Source organism: Oceanobacillus sp. M60 (assembly GCF_053839645.1).
Genome location: NZ_JBSSNH010000003.1, coordinates 402,886 through 416,918 on the forward strand (window position 1 = coordinate 402,886; position 14,033 = coordinate 416,918).

Below are 14,033 nucleotides of genomic sequence, written 5' to 3' on the forward strand. Positions count from 1 at the left end.
AATAGTTTGACTTTTTACTTTTATTGTAATAATATGAACGAATGAACTTGCATACTGTATACAAGAGGTGATTGTCATAGTAGAAATCGTAAAGAAAACCTTAAAAAGCCAAGTATACGATTACTTGAGAGAGCAAATTATTGTCGGAAAATTCAAACCTGGAGAAAGATTAATAGAAGAAAAGATAGGAGAAGCATTAAATGTTAGCCGGAGCCCTATTCGTGAATCGATACGGATGCTGGAAAAAGAGGGATTTCTGAATTTATCAAAAACCGGCGGTGTTACGGTTGTAGAGCCTTCTCTTACAGATTTTAGGTATTTGTACGAATGCCGGATAGGGATGGAGTCACTTGCCGCTTATTACGCTGCTATCAGACGGACTGATGAACAGCTGCTCTTGATGAAGCAGGAAGTGGAAAATACCGCCCGTCATAAAGAAAAGCAGGATGATAATGAAAAACATGTCACGGTAGCTTTTCACGATATTATTATTGAAGCCAGTGCAAATCCTTTTCTCATATCCATGCTCGGGACACTGCGCGGGGTGAATAGTTTTTATCGGGAAGTCATTGTGGATAAAGACCCGACACATAGAGAAACAGCATTTGCGGATCATGAGCAAATATGGGAGGCCATTGCCAGGCAGGATGCAGATGCTGCAAAAGAATTAATGAAACAGCATATTGAAAGAGATTTTACACACTTTCTGAATTTGAACAGAGATGAGTTGGAGGGATTAGATTGAGCAAGAAAAAGCCACTTGAAGGAATAAGGGTATTAGAATTAGGAAATATTGTAGCTGCTCCTTTTGCGGGAAAATTATTCTCTGAATTTGGAGCAGAAGTGATTAAGGTAGAAGAACCGAAAAATGGTGATCCGCTTAGAAACTGGAGAGTCATGTACAAGGATACATCCGTTTGGTGGCATGTTCAATCACGGAATAAAAAATCGATTACCGTCAATCTTCGTGAAGCGGAAGGACAGGAGATTATTAAGAATCTGACGAAAACAGCGGATGTTGTTTTAGAAAATTTTAAACCAGGAACGCTGGAACGGTGGGGGTTAGGCTATGAAACGCTGAAGAAAGTGAATCCTTCTATCGTATTAACAAGAATATCCGGTTATGGCCAGACAGGCCCATATCGGGAAAAAGCCGGATTTGGAAGTGTAGCAGAAGCAGTCGGAGGACTGAGGTATTTAACGGGTTACCCGGATTTGCCGCCGGTTCGGGTCGGAATTGCTATTGGAGATATGGTTGCCGGATTATATGCTGTTATCGGCACATTGATGGCGTTACGAGTTCGCGATCGGGATGAGGAAAAAAAGGGGCAGGAAGTAGATGTTGCTCTTTATGAGTCCGTATTCAGCTTATTGGAAGGAATGCTTCCGGAGTTTGATTTAACAGGGGAGATTCGCGAGAGAACAGGAAGTACACTGCCGGGTGTAGCTCCGTCTAATTCCTACCTGTGTGCGAATGGTTCCTACGTCATTATCGGCGGAAATGGAGACCGTATTTTCCAGCGTCTGATGACAGCCATCGGAAGAAAGGACATGGCAGAAGATCCCAAATATGCAACGAACCAAGACCGGGTGAATAACGTGGAATATATTGATAGTGTCATTGAATCATGGACGAAACAATATCCGATTAAAGAGGTGCAGCGGATTTTAGACGAAGCTTCCGTGCCGGTCAGTCCGATTTATAGTATCAAGGATATTATTGAGGACGTACATTACCAATCCAGAGATATGATCCAGGAAATTGTGCTGGATGACGGCCAAAAAATAAAGACCCCGGGCATTGTACCGAAGCTTTCGGAAACGCCGGGAGAAATTGAAGCAAACGGGCCGATGCTAGGTCAGCATAATGAGGAAATCTACAAGGAATTTCTAAACTTCTCCTATGAGGATTTTAAAAGGTTAAAAGAGGGAGGAATCATCTGATGACACAGGTTACTATTATTGATGTAAGCCCGCGTGACGGATTGCAAATAGAACCGAAAAAAGTTTCTACAGAAGAAAAAGCAAAGCTTATCGATAAGCTCACAGAAGCAGGAATTAAAAAAATTGAGGCTGCCTCTTTTGTTCATCCGAAAAAAGTTCCACAGATGGCGGATGCCGAAGCGTTATTAGAGCAGATCCATTCAAATAAGAATATACAGCCTATTGCATTGATTCCGAATCAAAGGGGGTTTATGCGGGCAAGTGAGTTTCCGCATTTGGAACTGAATTGGGCAGCCTCTGCAACAGAAACCTTCAGCGATAAAAATTTAGGAATGACGATTGATAAAAATTTCGAAATGTTTACGGAAGTAGCAAAAGAAGCAAAATCAAAAGGGATGGAAATTTGCTTCTCGATTGCGGTCAGCTTTGGCTGCCCCTATGAAGGGCATGTGGAGGAAGAAAAAGTGCTTGAATTGGCAGAAAAAGCTGTACAGGCCGGAGCGGACAGAATTGGAATTGCAGATACAATTGGCATCGCGACACCAGATGCTGTGAATCGTTTATTCAAAAAAGTATTCGATGTGACAGGAGATACAAATGTTTCTTTCCATATCCATGACACGAGAGGATTGGGGTTAGCGAATGCATATGCTGCGTACACGGCAGGCGTGCGGATATTTGAAACAGCAGTCAGCGGAATCGGCGGCTGTCCGTTCGCTCCAGGATCAGCAGGGAATCTGGCAACGGAAGATTTAGTATATCTGTTTGAACGGATGGGGGTTAAAACAGGAGTAGATATCAATAAGCTGTTCGAAGCGGCTGACTTTGCAGCGAGTCTTTCTTCTAAAACACCGCTGGGGAGAATCCGCCATTTAGATAGAACACGCACGATGAAGGAGATGATGGAATGAAGAAATTACGTTATTTTTCATTCCTGCTGCTTCTTACAGGAGTCATTTTATCGGCCTGCAGCAATGGTGACGAGACCCCGAAAGAAACAGAAGCGAGTGGCGAGGAGTATGAACCGGCTACGATTCGATTAGCTTATAATCTGCCATCAGGTCATCATATTTCAGAGGGAATAGAAGAATTTGCTAAAAAAATAGAAGAGAAATCAAACGGCCAGATAGATATGCAGATTTTTGCGAATGGGCAGCTACTGTCTGATACAGATATGAACCAGTCGCTTTTAACAGGCGGTGTAGAAATGGGAATGAATTCTTCTACAATCTGGTCTTCTACAGTACCTGCGATGGGAATATTTGATGTCCCTTATGTATTTGAAGCATATGAGGAAGCAGGGGAAGCCTTGAATGGTGAATTCGGAGATATACTTCGTTCCGAAATGGAAGACGTCGGTGTGAAAGTATTGATGTTTGGTGATTATGGCTTTGGACAATTTGCGAATAATAAACGTCCGCTGGAATCTCCAGAAGATTTTAGAGGTCTGAAAATCCGCAGTGTAGGAACACTCCCTTCTGAATTAATTCAAGCTTATGGCGCATCTCCGGTGTTTATGGGAGGCGGAGAAGTATACATGGGATTGCAAAGGCAAACCGTAGATGGTGCTACATCTGGAACAACAGCAATGGTGCAGCGCAGTTATGATGAAGTAACAGATTATTTGACGATAAATAATTATACTTATTTTGAATTTATTCTGGGCGTTAATCAAGAATTTTGGGATGATTTGCCTAAAAATACACAAACATTAATTGAAGAAACTGCCAATGAGACCGAAGAATGGATTCGCCAGCAAACGAAGCTGGAAGATGAACGAACACTCCAAGTGCTGAAAGACAGAGGAATGGAAGTATATGAAGTACCTGATGATGAACTCGATATATGGAAAGAAGCTGCAATGCCGGTGTGGGAAATCTTTGAAGAAGAGGCTGGAGAAGCAGGCAGTGAATTATTAGATATAGTAGATGGCGAATAAAAGTTGTTCATCACTTGGAAGGAGTTACAGCATGAATAGATTGTATAAATTTTCTGATTTATTAATTAAATACGCGGGTTATCTAGCTGGGATTTTAATATTCGCGACAACGTTGATGACGTTTTATGAAGTAATATCCAGATCATTCTTTGGTATGCCGACTGCATGGGCCACGGAATTATCTACGTATGCGATTATAGGAAGCTGTTTTTTGGGAACGGCATATGCAGTGAGGACATATGCGCATATTACAGTAGATTTATTGGTAAATCGTGTGAATGACGCTGCTCGCAGGATATTCGCATATATTTGTAACGGGCTTGGATTACTTTTTAGTGCGATATTGACATGGTATGGATTTAAACATGTTTTTATGACATTTGAATTAGGAGTTATTTCCACCTCCTTGCTGCGTATACCGATGTATTTACCTGAATTATTTATTCCGATAGGCGGCGTTCTGCTTATTATCGCATTTATATTGCAGCTGATTGACGGGAATGTACATAAAGGAGGAGACCATCTATGAATCTATTTTTTGCTGGAGGATTAGCTACATTCTTGCTTATCGGTCTCCCGGTTGCATTTTCTTTAGGGATGCTTGCTGTACTCGGAATGTTTCTATTTAACGGGGGAAGCTTTGCTTTTGCACAAATTCCGATTATAGCGTACTCAGCTTTGGATGACTTTACATTGACAGCTTTGCCGATGTATATACTGATGAGTCAAATCCTTGTTGTCAGCGGAGTAGGACGGGATTTGTACGAAATGGCGAGCAGATGGTTCAGACATTTTCCCGGGGGGTTAGGTATAGCGACCGTTTTCTGTTGTGCGATATTTTCTGCTATTTCGGGCTCCAGTGTGGCAACAGCTGTAACAGTTGGCGCCGTAGCGCTTCCGGAAATGGTTCGCCGGGGATATAAAAAGAAATATGTGCTTGGATTATTGGCAGCCGGCGGTACGCTGGGCATTCTTATTCCTCCGAGCGTGCCGATGATTTTATACGGTTCACTCACCGGGGAATCCGTCGGAAAATTATTTATTGCCGGTGTCGTGCCAGGGATTATCTTAACGTTAAGCTTTATGATTTTTTCTTCTATTCAAATGCGGCATATAAAAGAAGAGCCTGCTACATGGGCAGAACGGTGGGAAGCGTCTAAAAAAGCCATCTGGGGGCTATTGCTGCCGATTGTGATTATCGGCGGAATTTACTCAGGAATCTTCACACCGACAGAAGCGGCTGCAGTCGGCGTGGTATTAGCCTTTCTCATTGCCATTGTGGTATATCGGAATCTGACGTTTGCTAATTTGAAAGTGATGATCCTGTCCACAGTTAAAACGAGTGCGATGATTCTATTTATTATCATTGGTGCTAAGCTGCTTGGTTTTATCTTAACTATATTGCAAATTCCGCAGCAGATTACAGCAGCTGCCACCGCGACAGATTTATCACCTTGGGTTATCTTTATTTTGATTAACATTGTATTACTTGTATTGGGAATGTTTTTAGAAACTGTCTCTATTTTGGTTATTACCGTACCAATCCTGTATCCGATTATTACTGCGTTAGGATTTGATCCGATATGGTTTGCTATTATTATGGTAATTAACATGGAATTGGCACTAATTACACCGCCTGTAGGTTTAAATCTGTTTGTTTTAAAAGGGCTGGATAAAAACAATACCATCGCCGAAATTGTAAAAGGCGTGATACCTTATGCCCTGATTATGGTTCTGTTTATCATTCTGTTATGCATCTTCCCGCAAATTGCAACTTACTTTACAGGGGATGTACAGTAAATAAAATGTAAACAGCTTTATGATCAAAAGGAACTTTTCAAGTAACTCGGATTTCTTTGAAACATCCGATCATATCTTAAATAAGATGCAGTGCAGTTTTTGCGAAATTTGTAGAAACTGCACTGTTTTTTGCACGTAAGGAAGTATAAAAAAGTGCTGAGTATAGCCGTTCCAACGGATTTCATGGGGGGGGAGTAATTTTCAATGTTGTCAGGTTAATGCGACCGCTGCGACGGGTTATGGTGGGGTGAGTAATCGCAACCCCCAGAAAAACACTACGCTTCCCCATAGGAGTCTACGTGTTTTTCCTCTGGGACTGCGATTACTCGCCCCATCAAACTCATCTGTCGCTAGAATTTGCGTTATTTCTTTGAAAAAAAGCAAATAAAACATAATTCTTCTTAGATGGGAGCGGATGTTGTCGACTCCTGCGGGAAAAGCAACAGGTAGACCTGAGCAGGAAGTGGTTTTCTTTCTACCCGCAGGGCATAAGTGCGACTATGCTTCTGTCTGCACCTGACGGCTTGCCAATCAGCAATTCTTCTTTAAAGGAGGCTGAACGTTGCCCGCGGAAAGCGACTTCCCGGAGCGGACATCTCTTTGACAAGAACACCAATGTTTTAAGAACAAGCGGTATTCTTGGTTTTTCTAATTGGATTTAGGTGGTAATCGTGATATCAATAAATTTCTGGAATCGGACTCTGTCTTTTTCTAGATTGCATTAGCTCCTTTGTCCATGCTGTAAAAATTGCTGGAGCAAGTATATAAAATATAAAAACGCAGTACCGATCTATACCTATTCATAAGAGAAAAAGTCAACTTTATTATATTAAAGCACTACATTTATGATAGAATAAAAATAAATGACAAATAGTGGAGAGTTGCTTAATGACATTATGGAGAAATCGGGAATTACGACAGCATGTCAATGTAATCGACGGGACGGTTGCACCCAGCACTATCTTGACCAATGCAACCTATTTAAATGTATATACAAATCAATGGCTGGAAGCAAACGTTTGGATTTATGAGAACCGGATTGTTTATGTTGGTGAAAATCTGCCTGAAGAGACAACAGGGACAAATTTTTATGATTGTCAGGGGAAATTTGTAGTGCCAGGCTATATTGAGCCGCATGCTCACCCTTTTCAGGCTGCTAATCCGGAAGAAACGGTGATGTATGCTGCGAAAACGGGAACGACGACCTTTGTAAATGATAATTTAACCTGGTATTTGCTGTTAAATAAAAAGAAAACGTTCTCTATGATAAATGCTTTTTCTAAATTGCCGGTAAATATGTTTTGGTGGAATCGTTTTGACAGCCAGACCATACTAAAGGATGATCATGTGTTTAATACGAGAGATGTATTAGATTGGGCAGAGCATCCGCTGGTTATTCAGGGAGGAGAGCTGACGGACTGGCCGAGCTTGCTGACAGGCGGTGATCGTCTGCTGTACTGGATTCAGGAGATGAAGAAACTGGGCAAGCCGATAGAAGGCCACTTGCCGGGCGCGTCATCCCGCACTCTGACAAAAATGAAGCTTTTCGGCATTTCGAGTGATCATGAATCAATGACGGCGGAGGATGTGTTAAAACGGCTGGAGCTTGGTTATCGTGTCAGTCTTCGTTACTCACCAATCCGTCCAGATTTGCCGGAAATAATCAAAGGCCTTCTGGATAAAGGATTATCGCAATTTGATAATATGAGTTTTACAATGGATGGACCAACACCAGCCTTTATGGAAGATGGCATAATCAATGTTTGTATTGAGAAAGCAATAGAGAATGGACTGCCTGCAGAAACGGCTTATCGCATGGCGAGCTACCATCCTGCCAGACATTTTAATATGGAGGAAGAATTCGGCAGTATTGCGCCGGGAAGAGTTGCTAATATAAATATCCTTTTAGATAAACAAAATCCGCATCCGGAGAGCGTGATAAGCAAAGGGAAATGGATCAAAAAGGACGGCGAAGCAATTCCTTATCCATCCGTCATTAATTGGGAAGAATTTGATATTACATCAGTTGAATTTGACTGGGAGCTGACGGACGAGGATTTACAGTTTTCGAGTCCAATCGGGATGGATATGGTCAATGATGTGATTATCCAGCCATATACGATTGTATCAGATGTCAGTGCTGATCAGATTCCCTCCAGTAAAAGCGAGCAATTTATTGCATTAATTGATAAGCATGGCAAGTGGCGGGTAAATACAATTATTCGCGGATTTGCTCCGAAGCTCGGTGCGCTGGTCAGCAGTTTTTCAGCTACGGGAGATGTTATTCATATTGGTAATTCTAAGAAAGATATCCGTATTGCCGCGAAACGGATGAGAGAGCTGGGCGGAGCAATTGTATTGGTGGACCAGGGAGAGATTTTAGCAGAAATGCCGCTTCCCCTTGGAGGAGTGATGCCGAAGAACGCGATGGAAGAATTGATTCCGATGAACAAGGAAATAAAAAAGGTGTTGAAAGCACACGGATACGCATATGAAGATCCGATTTACAGCCTGTTATTTCTTTCTGCCTTCCACCTGCCTTTCTTCCGTATTACACAGCAGGGATTGCTGGATGTGAAAAAAAGGGAAATTGTAATTCCGGCTACGATGCGTTAGTATAATAAAGTTGTCCTGATGGACGAAAATAAGCTCTTGTTTAGAGAAGGAAGCTTCGTTGGATGAATAAAATACTATTTCCTATTCTTCTTTTCAGAATGGTACAGAGAAGGACAGGAAAAATAAGGGGGAATTGAAGTGCAAATAGATAAGCTACGAGGGGAGCAGCTCGATCAATTGTTTGATGCTATATTATCATTAAAAACGCGTGAGGAGTGTTATCAGTTTTTTGATGATATTGCTACTATGTCAGAAATCCAATCCCTGGCACAACGTTTACGGGTTGCGAAAATGCTGACAGAAGAAAAAACATACAGTGCCATCGAGCAGGAAACAAAAGCTTCCACTGCAACCATCTCCCGAGTGAGACGCTGCATTAACTATGGCAGTGACGGCTATAATTTGGTTTTGAAAAGGCTGCATATCAAAGGAGAAGAAGAAAAAGAAGAATCAGAAGAATAATGCCTAAAAGAGAAATCGAAACTATTGAAGTAAGGCAAATAGTTTCGATTTCTCTTTTTTTATTTTATCGCAGTGTAACTGGCTGGCGTTGTGATTACTCGCCTATCATAAAGCGTTGTGCGTTGAAAAATCCCCACTGAAGGAAGTTTCACTTTATAAACACTATTTTGTAAATAAGTTTTTGCTTAAGATATTGAAAATCTTTACCTTATCCGTTCTATTCATTTGCCGATTTTTGTTATAATAAAGAGATGAATGTAATAATGGAGGATTTGTACTGATTATGAATATAAATGAATGGAAGCATCTGTTTAAATTAGATCCAGCAAAGGAAATATCTGATGAAGATTTAGATAAAATTTGTGAATCAGGGACCGATGCGATTATAGTCGGCGGCACTGATGATGTCACATTAGACGGGGTTTTAGATTTATTATCAAGAATTCGCAGAGCACATATGGTACCGGTGGTTTTGGAAATCTCGAATGAAGAAGCATTGACTCCAGGCTTTGATACTTATTTTGTTCCGATGGTATTGAATTCAAAAGAGAAAAAATATGTGATGGATATACAGCAAAAAGCAATCAAGGAATATATCGACATGATGGAGTACAGTGAGGTATACTTTGAAGGTTATTGCATTTTAAATCCAGAAGCAAAAGCTTTCCGGCATACGAATTGTGAATTGCCCGATATAGAAGATGTAAAGGCATATGCATATATGGCAGAGCATGTTTTTCATCTGCCCATTTTTTATGTGGAATACAGCGGTACCTATGGTGATGCAGAAGTCGTTCGCGAGGTGAAGGCAGAACTTAATGACACCAAGCTTTTCTATGGCGGCGGTATTGAGACAGCGGAGCAGGCCAAAGAGATGAAAGAGTATGCTGATGCAATTATTGTTGGAAACAGTATTTATACGGATATAAAACAAGCACTCAAGACAGTAGCTGCTGTTAAAGAGGATATGTAAAAAGGAGAATAACCAAGGAAGGAAGAGATAAGATGGAGCAAACGCTGGAAGCGATGATAAATACATTAAATCCGGAGCAGCAGAGGGCTGTACGGTATACAGAAGGTCCGCTCTTAATTATGGCAGGAGCTGGAAGCGGGAAAACACGCGTATTGACACATCGAATTGCTTACTTAATGGGAGAGAAGGAAGTAGCTCCCCGAAATATTTTAGCGATTACCTTTACCAATAAAGCGGCAAGAGAAATGAAGGAGCGGGTAGCGAAATTAGTCGGTCCTCAAGGTGAATATATGTGGGTCTCTACATTTCACTCGATGTGTGTCCGGATTTTACGCCGGGACATTGACCGGATTGGATATTCCTCGAACTTTTCCATTTTAGACAGCGCAGATCAATTATCTGTTGTAAAGCAAGTACTTAAAAATCTCAATATTGATCCAAAGAAATTTGATCCCCGGGCGATGCTTGGACAGATTAGTACAGCAAAAAATGAGCTGATTACAGAAGATGAATTTGCGAAGAATGCCGGTAATTTCTATGACCGCCAAGTAGCGCAGATTTATGAAGGCTATCAGAAAATGCTGCGGAAAAATCAGTCCTTAGATTTTGATGACCTGATTATGCAGACGATTCATTTATTTGACCGTGTACCGGAAGTTTTGGAATATTACCAGAGACGGTTCCAATATATTCATGTCGATGAGTATCAGGATACAAACCATGCACAATACTTTCTGGTCAAACAGCTTGCCAAAAGGTATCAAAATCTGTGTGTAGTCGGCGATTCAGACCAGTCTATCTACCGTTGGCGCGGAGCAGATATTACGAATATCCTGTCCTTTGAAAAAGATTACCCGTCAGCGAAAACTGTCATGCTGGAGCAAAATTACCGCTCTACCAAATCGATTTTACTGGCGGCGAATAAAGTAATTGGCAATAACTCTGGACGAAAGCCGAAAAATCTTTGGACGGATAAGGATGACGGAAAAAAGATATCCTATTATAAAGGAGCAACTGAGCAGGAAGAGGCTTTATATATTGCAGATACCATTCAGCAGTTAACTCGGTCAGGCAAATACCAGCCAAGTGACATTGCTATATTGTATCGTACCAATGCACAATCCCGTGCAATTGAGGATACATTTGTCAAATCAGCTATCAGCTATCAAATGGTTGGCGGTACACGCTTCTATGACCGTAAAGAAATCAAGGATATGATTGCTTATTTAAGGTTAATTACGAATCCCGATGATGATATCAGCTTCCAGCGTGTGGTAAATGAACCTAAAAGAGGAATAGGAAAAACATCGATTGAACGCTTGCAAGCATATGCAGCAGAGCATGATATTTCTCTCTTTGAAGCAGTGAAGGAAGTTGATTTCACGGGTGTTTCGAAAAAAGCAGCCAATGCTTTAGCAGGATTCGGTAGCCTTATCAGCTCGCTTACACAGCAGCAGGAGTTTCTGACAGCGACGGATATGGTAGAAACTGTGCTGGAACGGACCGGCTATGAAGAAATGCTGAATAATGAGCGTTCCATTGAAGCGCAGTCTAGACTGGAGAACTTAGAAGAGTTTAAAACTGTTACACAAGAATTTGAAAAAGCAAGTGAAGAAGACAAAACACTCATCGCCTTTTTAACCGATTTAGCATTGATTGCAGATATTGACCGTGTCGATGAAGAGAATCCGGATCACTCTCAAAAAATCACCCTGATGACATTGCATGCAGCAAAAGGACTAGAGTTCCCTGTCGTTTTCTTAATTGGAATGGAAGAGAATGTATTTCCACACAGCCGCTCGATGTTTGACGAGGAAGAGATGGAGGAGGAACGCCGTCTTGCTTATGTCGGTATTACCAGAGCAGAAGAGGAGCTTTATTTGACGCATGCTCAAATGCGTACTTTATATGGACGTACCAATATGAACCCAATCAGCCGATTTATCAATGAGATTCCGGTGGAATTGATGGACGGCATGGAAACAACCAAAAAATCACCATTTGGCGGAGCTGGCAGCATGCGAAAGAGCTTTGGCTCGAGCCAGAAGCAGGAAGCACCACCGAAGAGACGGGCTGAAAAAATGCAGGCACCTAAGTCCAGCGGAGCAGAATCTAAAAGCTGGTCTGTCGGTGATAAAGCTGCTCATAAAAAATGGGGAACGGGTACGGTTGTAAGAGTACAGGGAGAAGGAGAAAAGCTGGAATTAGATGTAGCATTTCCTGCTCCGGTAGGCATCAAACGTCTTCTTGCAAAATTTGCCCCCATAACAAAGGAGTAAAATGGAATGAACAAACAAGAAATCAAAGAACGCATGGATTCCTTAGTAGAAGTCCTTAATCAATATGGTTATTCCTATTATGTATTGGACAACCCGACTGTACCCGATTCGGAGTATGATCAGAAGTTAAGGGAGCTGGAGGATTTAGAAAAAGAGCATCCAGACCTTGCTAGAGAGGATTCTCCTACTCAGCGTATCGGCGGGGAACCGCTGGATGCTTTTCGGAAGGTAACGCATGAAACGCCAATGATGAGCCTTGGCAATGCTTTTAATGAGCAGGATCTAAGAGATTTTGCCAGACGGGCTCAAGAAGGCGTATCTGGTGAGGTTACTTTTGTGTGCGAGTTGAAAATAGATGGTTTAGCAATTTCTCTAAAATATCAGGAGGGCAAATTTGTTCTGGGTTCCACTCGCGGCGATGGAAGAATTGGTGAAGACATTACATCTAACCTGCGCACGATACGAAGTATTCCATTAAGTATCAAAGAAGCTGGAACTTTGGAGGTTCGTGGCGAAGCTTTTATGCCGCATAAGTCCTTTTTAGAGATGAATAAAGAAAGGGAAGAAAAGGGTGAAGAACCGTTTGCCAACCCGAGAAATGCAGCTGCCGGATCATTGAGGCAGCTGGACCCGAAAATTGCAGCTAAACGTAATTTAGATATTTTTCTATACGGCGTCGGTGAATGGGAAAACAGTAATATCACCAGTCATAGTAAAAGCTTAGAGGCCTTGCATCGTCTGGGATTTAAAACAAATAAAGAATGGAAAAGATGTAAGAGCATTGAAGAGGTATTGGAATTCGTTACGTATTGGACCGAACACCGCAAGGATTTAAATTACGAAATTGACGGGATTGTGGTGAAAGTAGACAGCCTGGATCATCAGGATGAACTGGGCTTTACTGCGAAAAGCCCGCGGTGGGCGATTGCTTATAAATTCCCGGCAGAAGAAGTTGTAACTACTTTAAAAGATATTGTATTAAGCATCGGCAGAACAGGCGTAGTGACTCCGACAGCCATTCTTGAACCTGTCCGTATAGCAGGATCAACTGTGCAGCGGGCTTCCTTGCATAACGAGGATTTAATTCGTGAACAGGATATCCGGATTGGGGATCAGGTAGTTATCAAAAAAGCAGGCGATATTATTCCAAAGGTTGTCCGTTCGATTATCGAACAGCGGACCGGGGAAGAAAAAGAATTTCATATGCCTGAGGAATGTCCGGACTGCGGCAATGAACTGGTTCGTCTAGAAGGGGAAGTAGCATTACGCTGCATCAATCCGAACTGTCCGGCACAATTGATGGAGGGATTGATTCACTTTGTCTCCCGGAATGCGATGAATATTGATGGTTTAGGAGAAAAAGTTATCATTCAGCTTTTCCGTGAAGATTTGGTCCATACCATTGCTGATTTATATCGATTGGAAAAAGAGGATTTGTTGAATTTAGAACGGATGGGCGAAAAATCCGTTACTAATCTTTTAAATGCTATTGAGGCTTCTAAAGCCAATTCATTGGAAAGATTATTGTTCGGACTTGGGATTCGTTTTATTGGTTCAAAAGCAGCACAGACTCTGGCGATGGAATTTGAAACCATGGAGCGGCTTCAGCATGCCAACTTGGAGGAAATTGTAGCCATTGAAGAAATTGGCGAGAAAATGGCAGATTCCATTGTCCGATATTTTGAAGAAGAAAAAGTGACGCAGCTATTGAAGGAATTAAAAGAGCTGGGTGTAAATATGACTTACACCGGTCAAAAGAAATCAGAAATAAAAACAGATAGCTTATTCTCTGGAAAAACAGTTGTATTGACTGGTAAAATGGAGCAGTATACGAGAAAAGAAGCGAAAGAGCTGATTGAATCGTTAGGCGGGGCAGTAACAGGCAGTGTAAGTAAAAAAACAGATGTCCTTATTGCTGGAGCGGACGCCGGATCAAAGCTGGAAAAAGCAGAAAAACTGGGGATAGAAGTGTGGAGTGAAACAGAGTTAAAAGAAGCGACCGAGGGAGAGGAGTGATTCG

General features: G+C 41.7%; 11 protein-coding genes. All 11 read left to right on the top strand.

Going from position 1 to position 14,033, the window contains the following annotated elements; genetic code table 11:
* Positions 1-67: 67 nt before the first annotated feature.
* On the top strand, positions 68-745 hold the full coding sequence (locus ACW0TQ_RS09885; protein WP_256705992.1) for a GntR family transcriptional regulator: 678 nt from the start codon (positions 68-70) through the stop codon (positions 743-745).
* The gene (locus ACW0TQ_RS09890) at positions 742-1,944 is read left to right on the top strand and encodes a CaiB/BaiF CoA transferase family protein (RefSeq protein WP_332094163.1); all 1,203 of its coding nucleotides are present in this window, start codon (positions 742-744) and stop codon (positions 1,942-1,944) included. The genes ACW0TQ_RS09885 and ACW0TQ_RS09890 overlap by 4 nt, the downstream gene beginning before the upstream one ends.
* Entirely contained in the window at positions 1,944-2,855 is a 912-nt protein-coding gene (locus ACW0TQ_RS09895; RefSeq protein ID WP_332094162.1) for a hydroxymethylglutaryl-CoA lyase, read from the top strand. The genes ACW0TQ_RS09890 and ACW0TQ_RS09895 overlap by 1 nt, the downstream gene beginning before the upstream one ends.
* Positions 2,852-3,883, top strand: a complete 1,032-nt coding sequence (locus ACW0TQ_RS09900) for a TRAP transporter substrate-binding protein (RefSeq protein ID WP_193063867.1) — start codon at positions 2,852-2,854, stop codon at positions 3,881-3,883. The genes ACW0TQ_RS09895 and ACW0TQ_RS09900 overlap by 4 nt, the downstream gene beginning before the upstream one ends.
* Before the next feature lie 31 nt (positions 3,884-3,914).
* A complete protein-coding gene (locus tag ACW0TQ_RS09905; RefSeq protein WP_042533041.1) occupies positions 3,915-4,412 on the top strand; it encodes a TRAP transporter small permease in 498 nt (165 codons plus the stop codon).
* Complete coding sequence (locus ACW0TQ_RS09910; protein ID WP_256705993.1) at positions 4,409-5,683, top strand: TRAP transporter large permease; 1,275 nt, start codon at positions 4,409-4,411, stop codon at positions 5,681-5,683. The genes ACW0TQ_RS09905 and ACW0TQ_RS09910 overlap by 4 nt, the downstream gene beginning before the upstream one ends.
* An 888-nt stretch (positions 5,684-6,571) precedes the next feature.
* Positions 6,572-8,299, top strand: a complete 1,728-nt coding sequence (locus ACW0TQ_RS09915; RefSeq protein WP_341172829.1) for an adenine deaminase C-terminal domain-containing protein — start codon at positions 6,572-6,574, stop codon at positions 8,297-8,299.
* Positions 8,300-8,437: 138 nt separating this feature from the next.
* Positions 8,438-8,761, top strand: a complete 324-nt coding sequence (locus tag ACW0TQ_RS09920; RefSeq protein WP_042533048.1) for a YerC/YecD family TrpR-related protein — start codon at positions 8,438-8,440, stop codon at positions 8,759-8,761.
* A 280-nt stretch (positions 8,762-9,041) separates the two neighbouring features.
* Positions 9,042-9,734, top strand: a complete 693-nt coding sequence (pcrB, locus tag ACW0TQ_RS09925; RefSeq protein ID WP_289584866.1) for a heptaprenylglyceryl phosphate synthase — start codon at positions 9,042-9,044, stop codon at positions 9,732-9,734.
* 32 nt (positions 9,735-9,766) lie between these two features.
* Positions 9,767-12,013, top strand: coding sequence for a DNA helicase PcrA (gene pcrA / locus ACW0TQ_RS09930; protein WP_341172830.1), 2,247 nt, complete (start codon positions 9,767-9,769; stop codon positions 12,011-12,013).
* 6 nt (positions 12,014-12,019) lie between these two features.
* The gene (ligA, locus tag ACW0TQ_RS09935) at positions 12,020-14,029 is read left to right on the top strand and encodes an NAD-dependent DNA ligase LigA (RefSeq protein ID WP_289584847.1); all 2,010 of its coding nucleotides are present in this window, start codon (positions 12,020-12,022) and stop codon (positions 14,027-14,029) included.
* The last annotated feature ends 4 nt before the right edge of the window (positions 14,030-14,033 follow it).

Excerpts from the sequence above, each read along its gene's own strand:
- ACW0TQ_RS09895 (WP_332094162.1), top strand. The coding sequence starts at position 1,944 with ATGACACAGGTTACTATTATTGATGTAAGCCCGCGTGACGGATTGCAA.
- ACW0TQ_RS09915 (WP_341172829.1), top strand. The coding sequence starts at position 6,572 with ATGACATTATGGAGAAATCGGGAATTACGACAGCATGTCAATGTAATC.
- ACW0TQ_RS09900 (WP_193063867.1), top strand. The coding sequence starts at position 2,852 with ATGAAGAAATTACGTTATTTTTCATTCCTGCTGCTTCTTACAGGAGTC.
- ligA (WP_289584847.1), top strand. The coding sequence starts at position 12,020 with ATGAACAAACAAGAAATCAAAGAACGCATGGATTCCTTAGTAGAAGTC.
- pcrA (WP_341172830.1), top strand. The coding sequence starts at position 9,767 with ATGGAGCAAACGCTGGAAGCGATGATAAATACATTAAATCCGGAGCAG.
- ACW0TQ_RS09910 (WP_256705993.1), top strand. The coding sequence starts at position 4,409 with ATGAATCTATTTTTTGCTGGAGGATTAGCTACATTCTTGCTTATCGGT.
- ACW0TQ_RS09905 (WP_042533041.1), top strand. The coding sequence starts at position 3,915 with ATGAATAGATTGTATAAATTTTCTGATTTATTAATTAAATACGCGGGT.